17 protein-coding genes are annotated in these 16,661 nt (G+C 69.6%); 10 read left to right on the top strand and 7 right to left on the bottom strand.

What is annotated here, in order from left to right; translation table 11 throughout:
• Window positions 1–24 precede the first annotated feature (24 nt).
• Window positions 25–816: an N-acetylmuramoyl-L-alanine amidase family protein gene (locus tag C667_RS11755; RefSeq protein WP_004363861.1), complete on the bottom strand. Its 792-nt coding sequence runs from the start codon at window positions 814–816 to the stop codon at window positions 25–27.
• 220 nt (window positions 817–1,036) lie between these two features.
• On the opposite strand from C667_RS11755, the gene C667_RS11750 reads away from it, so the two are divergent.
• From C667_RS11750 to C667_RS11705, 10 genes are all read left to right on the top strand, one after another.
• Entirely contained in the window at window positions 1,037–1,462 is a 426-nt protein-coding gene (locus C667_RS11750) for a c-type cytochrome (RefSeq protein ID WP_004363859.1), read from the top strand.
• A gap of 32 nt (window positions 1,463–1,494) precedes the next feature.
• A complete protein-coding gene (locus C667_RS11745) occupies window positions 1,495–2,880 on the top strand; it encodes a cbb3-type cytochrome c oxidase subunit I (RefSeq protein WP_004363856.1) in 1,386 nt (461 codons plus the stop codon).
• 231 nt (window positions 2,881–3,111) lie between these two features.
• Window positions 3,112–4,239, top strand: a complete 1,128-nt coding sequence (locus C667_RS11740; RefSeq protein ID WP_004363854.1) for a type I glyceraldehyde-3-phosphate dehydrogenase — start codon at window positions 3,112–3,114, stop codon at window positions 4,237–4,239.
• Window positions 4,240–4,305: 66 nt separating this feature from the next.
• Window positions 4,306–4,920 (top strand): cytochrome c oxidase subunit 3, encoded by a 615-nt coding sequence (locus tag C667_RS11735; protein ID WP_039921374.1) that lies wholly within the window; start codon window positions 4,306–4,308, stop codon window positions 4,918–4,920.
• A gap of 10 nt (window positions 4,921–4,930) precedes the next feature.
• Window positions 4,931–5,212 (top strand): cytochrome C oxidase subunit IV family protein, encoded by a 282-nt coding sequence (locus C667_RS11730; RefSeq protein WP_004363850.1) that lies wholly within the window; start codon window positions 4,931–4,933, stop codon window positions 5,210–5,212.
• Window positions 5,209–6,009: a CbbQ/NirQ/NorQ/GpvN family protein gene (locus C667_RS11725; protein WP_004363848.1), complete on the top strand. Its 801-nt coding sequence runs from the start codon at window positions 5,209–5,211 to the stop codon at window positions 6,007–6,009. The genes C667_RS11730 and C667_RS11725 overlap by 4 nt, the downstream gene beginning before the upstream one ends.
• A 16-nt stretch (window positions 6,010–6,025) precedes the next feature.
• On the top strand, window positions 6,026–6,433 hold the full coding sequence (locus tag C667_RS11720; RefSeq protein WP_004363846.1) for a magnetosome magnetite crystal formation protein family: 408 nt from the start codon (window positions 6,026–6,028) through the stop codon (window positions 6,431–6,433).
• Between the two features lie 15 nt (window positions 6,434–6,448).
• A complete protein-coding gene (locus tag C667_RS11715) occupies window positions 6,449–7,468 on the top strand; it encodes a 4Fe-4S binding protein (protein ID WP_004363844.1) in 1,020 nt (339 codons plus the stop codon).
• 4 nt (window positions 7,469–7,472) lie between these two features.
• Entirely contained in the window at window positions 7,473–9,383 is a 1,911-nt protein-coding gene (locus tag C667_RS11710; RefSeq protein ID WP_004363842.1) for a nitric oxide reductase activation protein NorD, read from the top strand.
• Window positions 9,384–9,387: 4 nt separating this feature from the next.
• Window positions 9,388–10,149: a Crp/Fnr family transcriptional regulator gene (locus C667_RS11705; RefSeq protein WP_004363840.1), complete on the top strand. Its 762-nt coding sequence runs from the start codon at window positions 9,388–9,390 to the stop codon at window positions 10,147–10,149.
• Between the two features lie 650 nt (window positions 10,150–10,799).
• Here the strand turns inward: C667_RS11705 and C667_RS11700 are convergent.
• The 6 genes from C667_RS11700 to ahbB (C667_RS11675) form a co-directional block, all read right to left on the bottom strand.
• A complete protein-coding gene (locus C667_RS11700; protein ID WP_004363838.1) occupies window positions 10,800–11,987 on the bottom strand; it encodes an NnrS family protein in 1,188 nt (395 codons plus the stop codon).
• A gap of 79 nt (window positions 11,988–12,066) precedes the next feature.
• A complete protein-coding gene (locus C667_RS11695; RefSeq protein WP_004363837.1) occupies window positions 12,067–13,722 on the bottom strand; it encodes a cytochrome D1 domain-containing protein in 1,656 nt (551 codons plus the stop codon).
• Window positions 13,719–14,927, bottom strand: a complete 1,209-nt coding sequence (gene nirJ / locus C667_RS11690; protein ID WP_004363836.1) for a heme d1 biosynthesis radical SAM protein NirJ — start codon at window positions 14,925–14,927, stop codon at window positions 13,719–13,721. The genes C667_RS11695 and nirJ overlap by 4 nt, the downstream gene beginning before the upstream one ends.
• 119 nt (window positions 14,928–15,046) lie before the next feature.
• Complete coding sequence (ahbB, locus tag C667_RS11685) at window positions 15,047–15,604, bottom strand: siroheme decarboxylase subunit beta (RefSeq protein ID WP_004363835.1); 558 nt, start codon at window positions 15,602–15,604, stop codon at window positions 15,047–15,049.
• A gap of 11 nt (window positions 15,605–15,615) precedes the next feature.
• Entirely contained in the window at window positions 15,616–16,119 is a 504-nt protein-coding gene (locus tag C667_RS11680; protein ID WP_004363834.1) for an Lrp/AsnC family transcriptional regulator, read from the bottom strand.
• Window positions 16,112–16,661 (bottom strand): siroheme decarboxylase subunit beta (gene ahbB / locus C667_RS11675; protein ID WP_004363833.1); only part of this gene is annotated, 550 nt, incomplete at its 5' end. The genes ahbB (C667_RS11675) and C667_RS11680, both read right to left, overlap by 8 nt.

Below are 16,661 nucleotides of genomic sequence, written 5' to 3'. Positions count from 1 at the left end.
GGGGCTCGTCGCCACGACTGCGCCTCACGGCCCGGGCGGCTCGGCGCGATCCGGGCGGTCGGCCCCCGCCTCGTCGTCCGCGGGCGCGCCGTTGCGCAGGCAGGCCGAGAGCCCGGTGGCGATCGCGTCGGCCATGCGTGCCTGGCGCGCAGGATCGCGCAGCAGCAGCTCCTCGTCGCGGTTCTTGAGCACGCCGGCCTCGAACAGCAGCGCCGGCATGCGCGCGTGGCGCAGCACCGCCAGCCCGTCGTAGTAGTGCACCGCGTGCTCGCGGTCGGCGTAGCTGCGCCGGCGGCCGTTCTTGTGCGTGGGCTCGAAGCCCATGCGCTGCAGGCGCGCGCCGATCGCTCGCGCGCACAGGATGCTCATGGCGGTGTCGGGGTTGTCGCGCGACACGAAGAGGGAATGCCCGGCGAACGCGTCGTTGTAGTCGAGCGCGCGTCCCTCCCACGTCCATGGTCGCAGCTCGAAGGCATTGACCGAGTCGTGATGCAGCGAGAGCAGGAAGGCCGCCCCCGCCTCGCCGGCCGCCTGCGGCCGCGCGCGCAGGCTGGCGATGCGGCCGTCGGCGTTGATGGTGCCCACCGCCCAGCCGCGCGCGCGCAGCGCATCGACAACGTGCACGGAAAGATCGCGGTTGAACTCGAACTCGCTGCGTCCGCGCGCGCTGGTCGCCCCGGGCGCCTCCAGCGTGTGGCCGACGTCGACCGCGATCGGCCCCGGTGCATCGCCCTCGGCCCTCGCCACGCCCGCGACCACCGCCAGCAGCAGCGCGAGCAGCCCGTGGCCGACCGCCCGAGCGCGCGCACCCCGCACCCGAGCGGGCCCCGACGCCTGCGGAACCCGGCAAATCGAGCGCCCATGCGGATCGAAAAGATCCACGCGAGCTACATCTTGATTCAAATCATGGAGCGCGCGGGTGCCCGCCGTGACAATCCGCCCACCATAGGCATTGCCGTGGACAGTTGTACCCCTGACCCACGCGGGCGACCTGAGACCTTCCTGACAAAACGAGACAAGCGATGAGGAGTACTCCATGAGCGGTATTTTCACAAAATCGATGGCGCGGAACATCTTTTACGGGGGGACAACGTTCTTCTTCCTGTTGTTCCTGGCGCTCACCTTCGACACCGAGCGCGAGCTGCCCAACCGGGACAACCGTGCCGCCATCACCCCCGAGGTTGCCGCCGGCAAGCACCTCTGGGAAGTCAACAACTGCCTGGGCTGCCACACGATGCTCGGCGAGGGCGCCTACTTCGCTCCCGAACTCGGCAACGTCTACAAGCGCCGCGGCGGCGACTTCATCAAGGGCTGGATGCAAGCCATGCCCACCGGAGCCCCCGGCCGTCGCCAGATGCCCAACTTCAACCTCACCGACGAAGAGCTCGACCAACTGGTGGCCTTCCTGAAGTACACCTCGGAAATCAACACCGCCAACTGGCCGCCCAACATCGAGGGCTGATCGGAACTCTGGAGACCACAAGGGGATAATCCATGCAATACAAATCACAAGCGGTCGCCATGCCCTACTTCATCGCGGCGATCGGGCTGTTCGTGGGGCAAATCATCTTCGGCCTGATCCTGGGCCTGCAATACGTCGTCGGGGACTTCCTGTTCCCGGAGATCCCGTTCAACGTCGCGCGGATGGTGCACACCAACCTGCTGATCGTGTGGCTGCTGTTCGGCTTCATGGGCGCGGCCTATTACCTGATCCCGGAAGAGACCGAGACCGAACTCTTCAGCCCGAAGCTGGCGCTGGCGATGTTCTGGATCTTCCTGGTGGCCGGTGCGCTGACCATCGTGGGCTACCTGCTCGTGCCTTACAGCACGCTGGCGTCCATGACGGGCAACGACATCCTCGCCACCATGGGCCGGGAGTTCCTCGAGCAGCCCTTGTTGACCAAGATCGGCATCGTGATCGTCGCGCTCGCCTTCCTGTTCAACATCACGATGACCGTGCTCAAGGGCCGCAAGACCGTCATCAGCATCGTGCTGCTGCTCGGCCTGTGGGGTCTGGCGATCTTCTTCCTGTTCTCCTTCTACAACCCGGTCAACCTCGTCCGCGACAAGTTCTACTGGTGGTGGGTGGTTCACCTCTGGGTGGAAGGCGTGTGGGAACTGATCATGGCCGCGATGCTCGCCTTCGTGCTCATCAAGGTCACCGGCGTCGACCGTGAAGTGATCGAGAAGTGGCTGTACGTCATCATCACCCTGGCGCTCGTGACCGGCATCATCGGTACCGGCCACCACTACTTCTGGATCGGTACGCCGGAATACTGGCAGTGGTGGGGTTCGATCTTCTCCGCGCTGGAGCCGATCCCCTTCTTCGCCATGACCGTCTTCGCGTTCAACATGGTCAACCGTCGTCGCCGCGAGCACCCGAACAAGGCTGCCGTGCTGTGGGCGCTCGGTACCGGCGTGATGGCCTTCCTGGGTGCCGGCGTGTGGGGCTTCCTGCACACCCTGGCTCCGGTCAACTACTTCACCCACGGCTCGCAGATCACCGCGGCGCACGGCCACATGGCCTTCTACGGCGCCTACGTGATGGTCGTGCTGACGACGATCAGCTACGCCATGCCGATCCTGCGCGGCCGCGCCGCCAACAGCGAGAAGGCGCAGGTCCTGGAGATGTGGGCGTTCTGGCTGATGACCATCGCCATGGTGTTCATCACCCTGTTCCTGACCGCCGCCGGCATCCTGCAGGTCTGGCTGCAGCGCGTGTCCGACACGCCGATGTCCTTCATGGCCACCCAGGATCAGCTGATGCTGTTCTACTGGATGCGCGAATGGGCCGGTGTGATGTTCTTCGTCGGCCTGCTGGTCTATCTCGCCAGCTTCTTCGTGAAGGGTGAAGCCAAGGCGGTGGCAGCCCGCGGCTAAGGCCGACGGAGCACGACCTGTAACAAGCCTGGAACATCCAGGGTAAGGGGTTGGGGCGGCGCGAGCCGCCCCTCTTTTTTTGCGCGTCGCGCACGCAGCCCGGGGCGGCCGCTAGAATGTCGCACTCCCGCAGGCCCCGCCCCGATGCATGCCCCGGTGCATGCCCACGGTCCCCCTCCCCGGGCGTCGGCCCCGAGGCCGCCGTTCGTCCCCGCTCGCCCCTGTCCGCCCGTGCCCAACGTCTCCAGCCCGCCTTCTCCCCCGCGCCCGGCCTCCCGTCCGCCGAGCTCCGCGCCGAGCTCCGCGCCGAGCTCCGCGCCGAGCCGCGCCGAACGCCCCTTCCGCATCGCCATCAACGGCTACGGCCGCATCGGCCGCTGCTACCTGCGCGCCCTGCACGAGGCCGGCCTCGCCGAGCCCTACCGCATCGTCGCGATCAACGAGCCCGCCGACCTCGCCAGCATCACCTACCTCACCCGCTTCGACTCCACCCATGGCCGCTTCCCGGGCGTGGTGGACCGCAGCGAGGGCGAGCTGATCGTGGACGGGCACGCGATCCAGGTCAGCCACGCGAGCACGCCGGAGGAAGTCGACTGGGCCGCGCTCGAGCTCGACCTGGTCGTCGAGTGCTCGGGACAGTACGGCGGGCGCCGCGAGCTGCAGCGCTTCATCGACGCCGGCTGCCCGCGCCTGCTGCTGTCGCACCCTGGCAACGGCGCCGAGGACGTGGACGCGACCGTGGTGTTCGGCATCAACGAGGACGAGCTGCGCGGACCCGAGCGGCTGGTGTCGAACGCCTCCTGCACCACCAACGCCGTGGTGCCGGTGCTCGACTGCCTTCATCGCGCGATCGGCATCGAGCACGCCCTGCTCACCACGCTGCACTCGGCGATGAACGACCAGCCGCTGATCGACGGCTACCATCACGCCGACCTGCGCCGCACGCGCTCGGCCATGCAGTCGATCATCCCGGTGTCGACCGGCCTCGCGCGCGGCGTCGAGCGCCTGCTGCCGGCGCTGGCCGGGCGCGTGCAGGCGAAGGCCATCCGCGTGCCCACCCACAACGTCTCCGCGATCGACATGGTGCTGAGCTTCGGCCGCGAGGTCTCGGCCGAGGCGGTCAACCGTCTGCTGCGCGAGAACGCTGCGGGGCCGCAGCGCGGCCTGCTCGCCTGCTCGGACGAGGCGCACGCCTCGATCGACTTCAACCACGACCCGCACTCGGCGATCATCGACTGCAGCCAGACGCGCACGGTCGGGCCGAACATGCTCAACCTCGTGGTGTGGTTCGACAACGAATGGGGCTTCGCCAGCCGCATGGTCGACGTCACCCGGCGCTGGCTGGCGGCAGCGGGCTGAACACGAACGAATCCCAATTAACCACGATCAAGTTAAAACCGCGCCCTTCTGCCTAGACTGCGCCGCATGGATACCGTCACCACTCCGCCGAGTTCCATGCCGGCCAGCGGACCGGCACAAGCCCACGGCCCCCGCCTCGCGGGCGACCTCGCAATCTGGTTCTTCATCCTCGCCGAGCTGCTCGCCTTCGGGGTCTTCTTCGCCGCCTACGCCTTCGCGCGCGCCAAAAACATCGAGCTCTTCGCCGCCGAGCAGGCCGCGCTCAACCGCAACGCGGGCGCGCTCAACACCGTGCTGCTGCTCACCGCGAGCTACTTCGTGGTGCGCGCGGTGCAGGCCGCCGAGGCCGAGGCGTCGCGCCAGTGCGCCAACTGGCTGGGCGGGGCGATCCTCACCGGCTTCGGCTTCGTCGTCGTCAAGCTGACCGAATACGCTGCGGCCTTCGAGCACAACATCAGCCTGTCGAGCAGCACCTTCCACATGTTCTACCTGTCGCTGACCTTCTTCCACTTCATGCACGTGATCCTGGGCCTGGTGATCCTGATCGCGATGTGGAACGGCGCGCGCCAGGGCCGCTACCGCCCCGGCGACATGAACGGGCTGGAGACCGGCGCCGCCTACTGGCACATGGTCGACCTGGTCTGGCTGATCCTCTTCCCGCTCGTCTACGTCATCCACTGAGGAGCCCGCCATGAGCGCACACATGCACGGAACGCCCAAGGGCTCCACCCTCCTCTTCGCCACCCTGATCCTCGCCACCTTCGCCACCTGGGGCATGGGCTCGCTCGGTGTCACCGGCACCTGGGGCGTCGCCGTCCTCGCCGCGATCTCCTTCTGGAAAGGCGCGGTGGTCATCCTCGACTTCATGGCGCTGCGCCATGCTCCGCTGCTCTGGCGCGCGCTCACGATGGGCTGGATCATCGTCGTCTGGGCCCTCATCGCCATCGCCTACATCAAGGGACTCGCCCAATGAAGCCCGACACGCCCAACCTCGACATTCCCTTCTACCAGTCCGCCGGCGACGAGGTGGTGGTCTTCCAGCACGCCTGGAAGAACCGCCTGCCGCTGCTGATCAAGGGCCCCACCGGCTGCGGCAAGACGCGCTTCGTGTCGCACATGGCGGCCCGCCTCGGCCTGCCGCTGTACACCGTGGCCTGCCACGACGACCTCACCGCAGCCGACCTCGTAGGCCGCCACCTCATCGGCGACGGCAAGACGATGTGGTGCGACGGCCCGCTCACCCGCGCGGTGCGCGAAGGCGGCATCTGCTACCTCGACGAGGTGGTCGAGGCGCGCAAGGACACCACCGTCGTGCTGCACCCGCTCGCCGACGATCGCCGCGTGCTGCCCATCGACCGCACCGGCGAGCTGCTCGAGGCGCCGCCCTCCTTCATGCTGGTGGTGTCCTACAACCCCGGCTACCAGAACCTGCTCAAGGGCATGAAGCCCTCGACCCGCCAGCGCTTCGTCAGCCTGCGCTTCGACTTCCCCCGCCCCGAGCTGGAAGAGGCGGTGCTGATCGGCGAGACCGCCTGCGCGCCCGACCTGGCCAGGCGCCTGGTCGCCATCGCCAACGCGCTGCGCGCGCTCAAGGACCGCGACCTGGAAGAGGCCGCGAGCACCCGCCTGCTGGTCTACGCCGCCCTCCTCATCAAGGACGGCATGGACCCGGTGGCCGCGTGCCGGGTCGGCATCGTCGAGAGCCTGACCGACGACGCCGACGTCGCCGAGGGCCTGATGGAGGTGGTCGCTGCCACCTTCGGTCGCTGACGGCCGGGACAGCGAGATGGAAATCAAGCGCGCCGATCCGCTCCGCCACGTCATGCCCGGCCCGCGCCTCGCGGTGGTCGCCGAGGCGCTGTTCCTGATCAACCTGATGCTCCTGCCCGGCATCGCATTCCTGGCGCTGATGGTGCTGTGGTATCAGAACCGCGAGCACGCCGACCCGCTGGTGCGCAATCACCTGCGCCAGACCGGCTGGACCTGCATCTGGGGCGGGCTGCTGCTGGTCGTGATCAGCGTCGCGATCTTCCTGCTCGGCGGCTTCGACAACCCGTGGACCTGGGTGATCGGCATCCTGTATTTCACCTTCGTGCATTCGAGCCTGATCCTGCTCGGTGTCATGGGCCTGTCGCGCGCGATCAACGGCCGCAGCTGGCGCTTCCCGGTGTTCGGGCCACGCGAGCCGTCCTGAGCCGGCCTGCCCGCGATGAACACCCGAGCCTCCGCGCCCAAGGCGCAGCGCGTGATCCCGATCGCCGTCGCCCCGGCGCACGACGCGACCGCCGCGGCGGCGATGCAGCGCCGGCGGAGCGCCTTCCAGGTCGGCTTCTTCGTGCTCTTCATCTTCGCGCCGGTGTTCGACCTGTTCCGCTACGACCTCGACGCCGACCACGCCTGGCTGCTCGGCATGGAATGGCGGCTCGGCCTCGACCCCTTCCTCGCCGGCGAGGCGACGGCGCTCGAGGCGGCCGGCAGCATCATCCTGAACCTCTTCGTCCCCCTGCTCACGCTCGCCGCGCTGGTCATCGGCGCGGCGTGGAAGTGGGGGCGGCTGTACTGCGGCTGGCTGTGCCCGCACTTCTCGGTGGTGGAGTCGATCAACCGGCTGATGGCGCGCGCCGCGGGCAAGGCCTCGGTGTGGGACCGCCACCTGCTGCCGGCGTGGAAGCCCGACGGCCGCCCCGCGCGGGTGGACGCGCGCTGGTGGGGCGTCGTCGTGCCCGCGGCGGTGGGCTTCGCCTTCCTGTGGGCGGTGGTGCTGCTCACCTACCTGCTGCCGCCCGCGCAGGTGTACGGCAACCTCTTCGCCGGCGAGCTCACCCGCAACCAGACGATCTTCCTCACCGCGGCCACCGTGGTGCTGAGCCTGGAATTCCTCTTCGCGCGCCACCTCTTCTGCCGCTTCGTGTGCGCGGTCGGCCTGTTCCAGAGCCTGGCCTGGATGGGCAACCGCGACGCGCTGGTGGTCGGCTTCGAGCGCGAGCGCGCGAGCGACTGTTCGAGCTGCCTGCCCGACCGCCAGTCGGCCTGCGACGCCGCCTGCCCAATGCGGCTGCGCCCGCGCAACATCAAGCGTCACATGTTCACCTGCACCCAGTGCCGCCAGTGCATCGACGCCTGCGCCACCACCCAGCACGCCAACCCGCAGGGGCCGCTGCTGTCCTGGGTGGCCGGCGAGGCGGCACGCCAGAACGAAGCCGGGTTCCGCGCACTCAAGGATCGCTGACGCCATGGAAGAAACCGTAGGCCTGCTCTGGCACCGCCTCATCACCCGCGCCGCCGGCGGACACTTTCCCAAGGCGGCGGTGCGCCTGCGCGACATCGAGAAGACCGCGGGAGTGTTCTTCCGCGCCCTCGGCGGCGACCCCGGCCTGCGCCTGGCGGCGGCGACCACCGACGAGCACGGCGCGCGGCGCAGCCTGCTGCAGCGCATCGCCGGTGCCGACGAACGTGTCGCGAGGGCGCGCATGGACGTGTCCACGCTGCGCCTGCCGCCCGAGCTCGACGTGCTGCCCGAGCGCAGCCTCAACCGCGACCTCTACCTCTGGCTCGCCGCCGTGGCCGCCGCACCCCCCGCGGAGGACGGCGACGGCCACCCCATGCTCGGGCCGGTGCCCGACGAGCCCATCGACGAGGCCGCCACCCGCGAGCTGCGCGAGAACCAGGCCGCCACCCTGCGCGCCCTCGCACGCTGGCCCGGCATCGAGGCGCGCTATCGCCGCCTCGTCGACGCGGTGATCGCCCAGCGCCCCAGGCTCGAGAAGCTGCCGCCCCCCGAGGCCGAGCGCGAGAAGCTTATCCGCCTCGCCCTCCACGCCCCCGGCAGCGTCGCCGCCCTGCCCCGCCTGCCCGCCAAGGCGCGCGTCACCCAGCCCGTGCTGCTGTGGCTGAGCGATTTCCGCGCCAGCGCCACAGTCGGAAGCACCGGCCAGGGTAGCGGCGAGCTCGGCGAGGCCGGCGCCAGCCGTCCCGGCAAGGACAGCAGCCGCCAGGCCCACCGCGTCGAGCGCCAGGAGCAGATGCCCGAGAAGCACGGCATGATCATCCCCTTCCGCGCCGAGAGCCTGCTGTCGGTGGCGGAGTTCATCAAGGTGCAGCGCAGCACCGACGACGAACCCGACGACAACGCCGCCGACGCCGCCGCCAACCTCGACCACCTGTCGATCACCCGCGACGGCGAGCGCGTCGCCTCCAAGGTGCGCTTCGACCTCGACCTGCCCTCGGCCGCCGAGGACGACGTCGTGCTCGGCGACGGCATCCCGCTGCCCGAGTGGGACTACCGAAAGAACCTGCTGCTCGAGGACCACGTCCGCCTCACGGAGTTGACGCCCTCGATCCACGACCCGCGCGCCGCGCCCAGCCCGCTGCCCGAGCACCTGCGCCGTACCGCACGCCGCCTGCACCGCCAGTTCGCCGCGCTCACCCCGGGGCGGCGCTGGCTCAAGGCCCAGGTCGACGGCACCGAGCTCGACCTCGACGCCGTGGTGCGCGCGGCCACCGACCGTGCCACCGGCCACCACCCGTCCGACCAGCTCTACCTCTCGCTCGAGAAGCGCGAGCGCGACCTGGCCTGCCTGGCGCTGGCCGACCTGTCGCTGTCGACCGACTCCTGGGTCTCCTCCGAGGCGCGCGTGATCGACGTCATCCGCGACTCGCTGCTGCTCTTCGGCGAGGCCCTGCTCGCCACCGGCGACAGTTTCGCGCTGTGCGGCTTCTCCTCGGTCAAGCGCAGCAACGTGCGCTTCCACCGCCTCAAGGACTTCGACCAGCGCTTCGACGACCGCGCGCGCGGCCGCATCATGGCGATCAAGCCGGGCTACTACACCCGCCTGGGCGCGGCGATCCGCCACGCCACCACGATCCTCGACGGCCAGCGCGCCGCGCGCCGCATCCTGCTGATCCTGTCCGACGGCAAGCCCAACGACCTCGACCTCTACGACGGCCGCTACGGCATCGAGGACACCCGCGTCGCCGTGGTCGAGGCGCGCAACCGCGGCGTCGTGCCGTTCTGCGTTACCATCGACCGCGAAGGCGCGAGCTACCTGCCGCACCTCTTCGGTCCGGCCGGCTACGCGGTGATCCGCCAGCCTGATGAACTGCCCGCCCGCCTGCCCATGTTCTACGCCCAGCTCACGCGCTGAAGCCATGCCCCGTAGCGCCACCCCGGTCGGCGAACGACCCTTCCAGATCGACCCCTCCACAGGCAGCCCGGTCACCGAGCTCGAACGCCTGTGCCGTCTGCTCGCGCGCGCCTCGCTGTTCAACGGCCTCGCCTGCGAGGACATCGCCCGCTTCGCGCGTGGCGTGCGCGAGGTGCGCGTCGCGCGCGGCGAGATCCTCTTCCACCGCGGCGATCCCTGCCTCGGCTTCCACCTCATCCTCGACGGCCAGATCAAGCTCGCCTTCACCTCGGCCGAGGGCAACGAGAAGGTGGTGGACATCCTCTACGCCGGACGCAGCTTCGGCGAGGCGGTGATGTTCATGGACAAGCCCTACGTCGTGATGGCGCAGGCGCTCACCGACGCCACCCTGCTGCACATCGGCAAGCAGGTCTTCTTCGAGGAGATGTCGGGCGATCCCGTTTTTTGCCGCAAGATCATCGCCGGTCTCGCCCAGCGCCTGCACCTGCTGATGGCCGACGTCGAGAGCTACTCGCTGCGCTCGGGCCGCGACCGCGTGGTGGGCTACCTGCTGCGCGAAGAAGAGCGCGAGGGCGACGGGGTGTCCGAAGGCGCGGTGTCGCTGCGCCTGCCGACCAGCAAGGGCACGATCGCCTCGCGCCTCAACCTCACGCAGGAACACTTCTCGCGCATCCTCAACGAGCTCACCAGCGCCGGCCTGATCCAGGTCGAGGGCCGCACCATCCACATCCCAGACATCGGGCGGCTGCGCAGAAGCCTGGGTTGAGGAGATCAGCGCACGAAGTGGGCGCGTTGCGCAGCGGCACGGCTGCATTCGCGCCTGCCGGCGCTCCTACATGCACCACCGCGCACCCCGGACCGCCTGTAGGAGCTGCGGCAGCTGCAAACCCGGCGGTCCGGTGATTGACGCGGGTCCCGGGCTCCACCGCCGCTTTCGCGCCTGCGGCGCTCCTACATGCACCACCACGCACCCCGGACCGCCTGTAGGAGCTGCGGCAGCTACGACCCCGGCGGTCCGGTGATCGACGCGGGTCCCGGGCTCCACCGCCGCTTTCGCGCCTGCCGGCGCTCCTACATGCACCACCACGCACCCCGGACCGCCTGTAGGAGCTGCGGCAGCTGCGAACCCGCCGGTCCGCTGATCGACGCGGGTCCCGGGCTCCACCGCCGCTTTCGCGCCTGCCGGCGCTCCTACATGCACCACCACGCACCCCGGACCGCCTGTAGGAGCTGCGGCAGCTGCGAACCCGGCGGTCCGCTGATCGACGCGGGTCCCGGGCTCCATCGCCGCTTTCGCGCCTGCCGGCGCTCCTACATGGGACATCGCGGCTCCGGGCCAGGTGAGCGCCGCGGTGGCCGGCATGAAACGAGGGGCCCGCGGGCCCCTCGTTTCGTTTCCGGGCGACGAAAAGGTGCTCAGCCTTCCTTGCCGTCCACCCTCGCGTACCAGAGGTAGGGGGCATAGCGCCACAGGTAGAGCAGGAAGGCGACCGACCACAGCGTCGCCGCGGCATGCACGCCGCCGAGCTGCGCCGCGGGGATGAAGGCCACCGTCAGCACCCGCACGAGCGCGGCCAGCAGCACCAGCGCGTAGGCGGCGGTCTCGAGGCGCCCGGCGGTCAGCATGCGGCCGGTGTGGCCTAGGGCGGTGCGGGTGATCATGCCGATGATGAGGCCGCCGGTGGCGCCGATGGCCAGCGCATGGACGCCAGCCGAACGCGGCAGCACGCCGAACTGGGTCAGCGCGACGAGCGCGAGACCGAGCGGAATCCACAGGTAGGCCAGCTGCAGCACCCACAGGATGGGCTGGCCGCGCGTCGCCCACGGGTTCCAGCCGCCCAGGCGCAGCGCCTGCAGCGCGGCTGCGAGCAGCGACACCACGCCCGCCCACGCCCCGGCGCCAAGCGCCCACAGCAGCAGCGCGATTCCGGTGGCGATCGCCGCCGCCCAGTCGAGCTTCACGTTGCGCCACTGCTTGACGCCGCGCACCGCGTTGAAGGTGAACATCGGGATCACGCGGCCGCCGACGATGGTCTCCAGCAACACCACCAGGCCCAGGGCCAGGTGCATGGCGGTCAGCGGATCGGCCTCGATCACGCCGAGCACGGCGAGGTGGAAGAACAGGTTGGCGAGCGCGAGCATGGCGGGCAGCGCGCCGACGAAGTAGTTGCGCTTGCTCTTGGCCTTGATCAGCACCTTCAGCAGCATCCCCGCGGCCACCGGCAGGAAGGCCAGGTCGACGACCGCCACCCAGGCGCCGCTGCCGAAGGCCATGGCCAGGCGGCCGGCGAGCCACACCGCGGCGAGCACCATCAGCGGCTTGTCCGTGGGCGTGTCGAGCCCGGTCCAGTTGCGCCCCGCGGTGAACAGGAAGCCGATGATCACCGCGATCGCGAAGCCGAAGATCATCTCGTGAGCGTGCCACCAGATCCCGGGCATGGGCAGCTCGATCGCGCCGGAGTAGGCCACCGCCCACACCGGAACCGCGATCGCCGCAAACAGCGCAGCGAGCAGGTAAAAGGGACGGAAGGCGAGCGCCCACAGCGAAAATGTGTCGGGCGGAATGCGTTTGGTGGTCGGTTCGTCGAGGCGGATCAGCGCCATGTTCTGTTCTCTTTTGTGCTGAAGGGGTTGAAGGCGGGTGAAGCTGCGCGCGGCCGGACGCCTGCCCGGCCCGGGGGAATCAGTGGCTGGTGCCTTCCTCGCGCGTGATCTTGTTCCAGACGTTGTACTTGCCCACGGGCTTGCGCATCGGCAGGCGCTTGACCTCTTCCAGGGTCTGCGCGTCGAGCACGATCACCGCGCCCTCGTCCTCCCACAGGCTGGCGAGCGCGTAGCGGCCGTCGCGGGTGAACTCGATGTGGGCGAGCGTCTTGCCCGGCTCGCCGGTGATCTCGCGGACTACCTCGAGCGTGTGCTTGTCGATCACCTGCAGGATGTGCTTGGCCTCCGGGCTCATCATCGAGTCGACGAAGGCGTAGCGGCTGTTGCCGTGGCTGCGCAGGAAGAAGCCCGGGCCGCGGGTGGGGATGCGCTTGACGACCTCCCAGGTCTTCATGTCGATCACCGTGACCTCGCCGGCCTTGAGGTTTGTGCTCGCCATCACCGTGCGCGGCTTGGCGTCCGGCCCGGCGGCGGGATCCTTCCATTCCCAGGTGATGCCCGAGCCCAGGTGCGGCATGCCGTCGAGCGGCAGGTTGGCGATCTTCTTGCGCACGTCGAGATTCACCACCTGGCCGACGCCCTCGCGCGAGGCGCCCATCAGCTCGGAGTAGTCCTGAGTGAAGAAGAAGTCGTCGAGCACCTCGGCGAGGATGGTGCGACGCGGGTTCAGGTAACCCGGGATGAAGCTGCCTTCGCGCTGGGTGTAGTCGTGGATGTAGCTGATCGGGATGTCCTCGACCGCCTTGGTGTAGCTGATCTCCCACACCTCACCGACGTCCTTGAGCGCGGCGATGAAGGACTTGCGCGGGGTGGCGTCGTACACCGCCGACACGCGCGAGCTCTTCTTGCCGTCACGGTCGGTGGCGGGGATGGTCTTGACCAGGTTGAGGTCGCCGTCGAGCAGCACCAGGGTGTTGGGCAGGTAGTTGGCCACCGCGACGTGGGTGCCATCGGGCGAGGCGGCGACGTTGCGCGTGTTGATGCCGGCGCGCACCTCGGCCACGACCTTGAGGTTCCACAGGTCGAACTTGGTGATCCAGCCGTCGCGCGAGGCGAAGAACACGTAGCGCCCCTCGGCGGCGAACTTGGGTCCGCCGTGCAGGGCGAAGCGCGACTGGAAGCGGAAGATGGGCTCGAGCTTGTCGCCATCGAGCACGCTGACGTGATGATCGCCCGCCTCCACCACCAGGAAGAGGTTCATCGGATCGGCGTCGAACACCGGCCTGGCCGAGAGCGTCGCGGGGTCGACGTGGACGATGCGCGAGGCGCGGATGTCCTCGTCGGTCCAGCGCGGCGCGGGCACCACCGGGGTGTAGATCCACTCGGTGAGCGCGGCGATCTCTTCCTTGCTCATCTGCGCGGCGAAGCCGGCCATCTGGGTCGCGGGCCGGCCCTCGGCGATCACCTTCGCCGCCTCGCTCTTGCGCAGGCGGCCAAGGTTGTCGGGCAGCAGCGCGGGCCCCATCGCGCCGAGGCGGTTGGGCGCATGGCAGGCCGCGCAGTGCTGCGCGTAGAGCGCGGGTACGTCGATGAGCACCGGAGACGCTGCTGCAGCGGGCGCAGCTTGCGCGGCGGCCTTGTCCGGCGAAGCGGCGGCGGGCTCGACGAGCAGTACGCCGGAGAACGCGCCCAGCAGCGCGCACAGGCGGGCCAGGGTCGAGGCGCGGAATTTCATGCGGAGACCTTGTCGATGCGGGTCCAGGGCGTGGTGACGACGCGCTCGGCGCCATAGTCCGCCGGATTCACGCCGATCTCCTCATCGAGAAGGTAGCACGCGGGGTCCTCCGCCCACGGGTTGCCGGTGACCTGCTCGGCGCGCACGCGCGAGCTGCCGTTGCAGATGTCCAGGTACTTGCACGCGCCGCAGCGCCCCTCGAGCTTGCGCGGATGCTGCTTGAGCCCGGCCAGCAGCGGGTTCGACAGGTCGTTCCAGATCTCGCCGAAGGCGCGCTCGCGCACCTTGCCCAGCGGCACGTGCCACCACATGGTGTCGGGGTGAACGACGCCGAGGTTGTCGATGTTGGCCACATTGACCCCGCTCGCGTTGCCGCCCCACTGGCGCAGCTTGGCCTCGATGTGCGCGGCCTTGTCGGGGAAGCGGCGCTGCACCCAGTGCAGCAGGAAGGGGCCGTCGGCGTCGTTGTTGCCGGTGACGAAGTCCTTGTCGATGCCGCGCCGGTGCAGTTCGAGGCAGGTCTCGAAGAGCAGCTCCATGGCCTCGCGGGTGGTGCGATGGTGCGCATCGCCGGCGCGGTTCTTGTTGCCGCGGCCGGCGTAGTTGAGGTGCGAGAAGTAGAACTTGTCGATGGACTCGTCCTCGACCAGCTTCAACAGCGCCGGCAGGTCGTGGGCGTTGCCCTCGGTCATGGTGTAGCGCACGCCGACCTTGATGCCGCGCTCGCGGCACAGGCGGATGCCGTGCATCGAGGCGACGAAGGCGCCCTCCTTACGGCGGAAGTGGTCATGGGTGGGGCCGATGCCGTCGAGGCTCACCCCCACGTAGTCGAAGCCGATCTCGTCGATCGCGTCGATGTTGGACTCGTCGATCAGCGTGCCGTTGGACGACAGGCCGACGTAGAAGCCCATGCCCTTGGCGCGGCGCGCGATGTCGAAGATGTCGGGGCGCAGCAGCGGCTCGCCGCCGGACAGGATCAGCACCGGCACGCGCGCGGCCTTGAGCTCGTCCATGACCTTGAACACTTCCTGGGTGTTCAGCTCGCCGGGGAAGTCCTTGTCCGCCGAGATCGAGTAGCAGTGCTCGCAGGTGAGGTTGCAGCGCCGGATCAGGTTCCAGATCACCACCGGGCCCGGCGGGTTGCGGCGCGGGCCGGCGGGCGTGGGGTGGTCGAGCTCGCGGATGAATTGGGAGATGCGGAACATGGGAGCCTCCTGAATGGAGGCCATTTCACCCGAGGCGCCCGCAAATGAAAATGATGCGCGTCAAGGGTGCCTGGCGCAGGCCGCTGGAGCGCGGGCGCATGCAGGAGCGCCGGCTGCGCCTAGCCGCCGATCCGCAAGCCCGTCTTCTTCAGGATGCCGGACGAGAACAGCACGTCGCGGCCACGGCAGGCGCCGGGGAACTCGGCGGCGATCCGCGCGGCGATCTCGTCCACGCGCTCGAGCGCGGCCTCGCGGCTGGCGGCGTGCACCATCGCGAACAGGTTGTAGGGCCAGTCGGGCAGGTGGCGCGGGCGGCGGTAGCAGTGGGTGACGAAGTCGAGCCCGCCGACGCGCTCGCCGACCGCGTCGATCACGTCGGCGTCGATGTCCCACACGCTCATGCCGTTGGCGGTGTAGCCGATCGCGTAGTGGTTGGGCACCGCGCCGATGCGGCGGATGCGGCCGTCGGCGAGCATGGCGGCCAGGCGCTCGCGCACCAGGCCCTCGGCTACGCCCAACGTCTCGGCCACCGCAGCGTAGGGGCGCGCCACCAGCGGCAGGCCGCCCTGGGTGGCGAGCACGATGCGGCGGTCGAGCTCGGCGCCGGCCGCATCATCCGTGTCCGTGCCTGTGTGGCCGCGGGGCTCGACCCCGACGACCGCGACCTTATCCGACATGCCTCGTTCCATCACGCCTCCAGCCTCATCTCGACGAAGTACTCGCGTTCCTTGGGGAACAGATGCACCACCAGGCCGGTGGCGGCCTCGATGCGGCGCGCGCAGTCGGCAATGCCCTCCGGCGTCTCGGTGGCGAGCACGAACCACATGTTGAGCGCGTGCTCGCGGCGGTAGTTGTGCGCGACCTCGGGGAAGGCGTTGACCGCCTCCACCGCGCTCGCCCACTGCGCCTCCGGCACCGCGATCGCGGCCAGGCAGAAGGCGCCGCCCATGCGCTCGATCTGGTACATCGGCCCGAAGCGGGTCAGCACGCGATCGTCGAGCAGCGACTGCAGGCGCGCGATGACCTCGTCCTCGGACAGGCCGAGCGCGGCGCCGACCTCGGCGAAGGGGCGCTCGGAGAGCGGAAACTCGCCCTGGATGGCGTTGATCAGGCGACGGTCGGTGTCGTCGGGCGCACGCTTCGCGGCCACGCCACGACGGCCGGCCGAGGCGGCGGGCTGGGCTTCAGACATGGGCGAGGTCCTTGGCGTCGAGATAGCGTGCGCCGGTCTGCTTGAAGCGCCGGCAGCTGAACAGCACCGCATGCGGATGGCGGTCGAGACCGAGGCGCACGGCGAGATCCGCGCGCGCGGCGAGCACCTCCTCGCGCGCGCTGCCGTGGATCATGCAGAAGAGGTTGTAAGGCCAGTCGGGCCGCACGCGGCTGCGGCGGTAGCACAGCGTGACCGCGGCCTCCTGCGCGAGCCTGCGGCCCAGCGCGGAGACCTCGGCGTCGGGCACGTCCCACACGCACATCGCGTTGGCCTCGAGCCCGAGCTCGTGGTGCCGCACGACCACGCCGAAGCGGCGGATCAGGCCCTCGTCCACCCAGCGCGCGATGCAGGCGATGACCGCCTCCTCGGCGAGACCGACGCGCGCAGCCAGCGTGGCGAAGGGCCGCGCCTCCAGCGCCAGGCCGCCCTGCAGCGCGCCGATCAGCTGGCGTTCGAGCGCCGGCAGCTCGCAGCCGGCGTCCGCGTTGCCCAGCGCGATCGGCTCGGCGGCGCGGGCGCAC

Source organism: Thauera phenylacetica B4P, assembly GCF_000310225.1.
GTDB lineage: Bacteria > Pseudomonadota > Gammaproteobacteria > Burkholderiales > Rhodocyclaceae > Thauera > Thauera phenylacetica.
The sequence above is the reverse complement of the archived record's forward strand: the minus strand, read 5'-3'. Positions and strand labels throughout refer to the sequence as shown.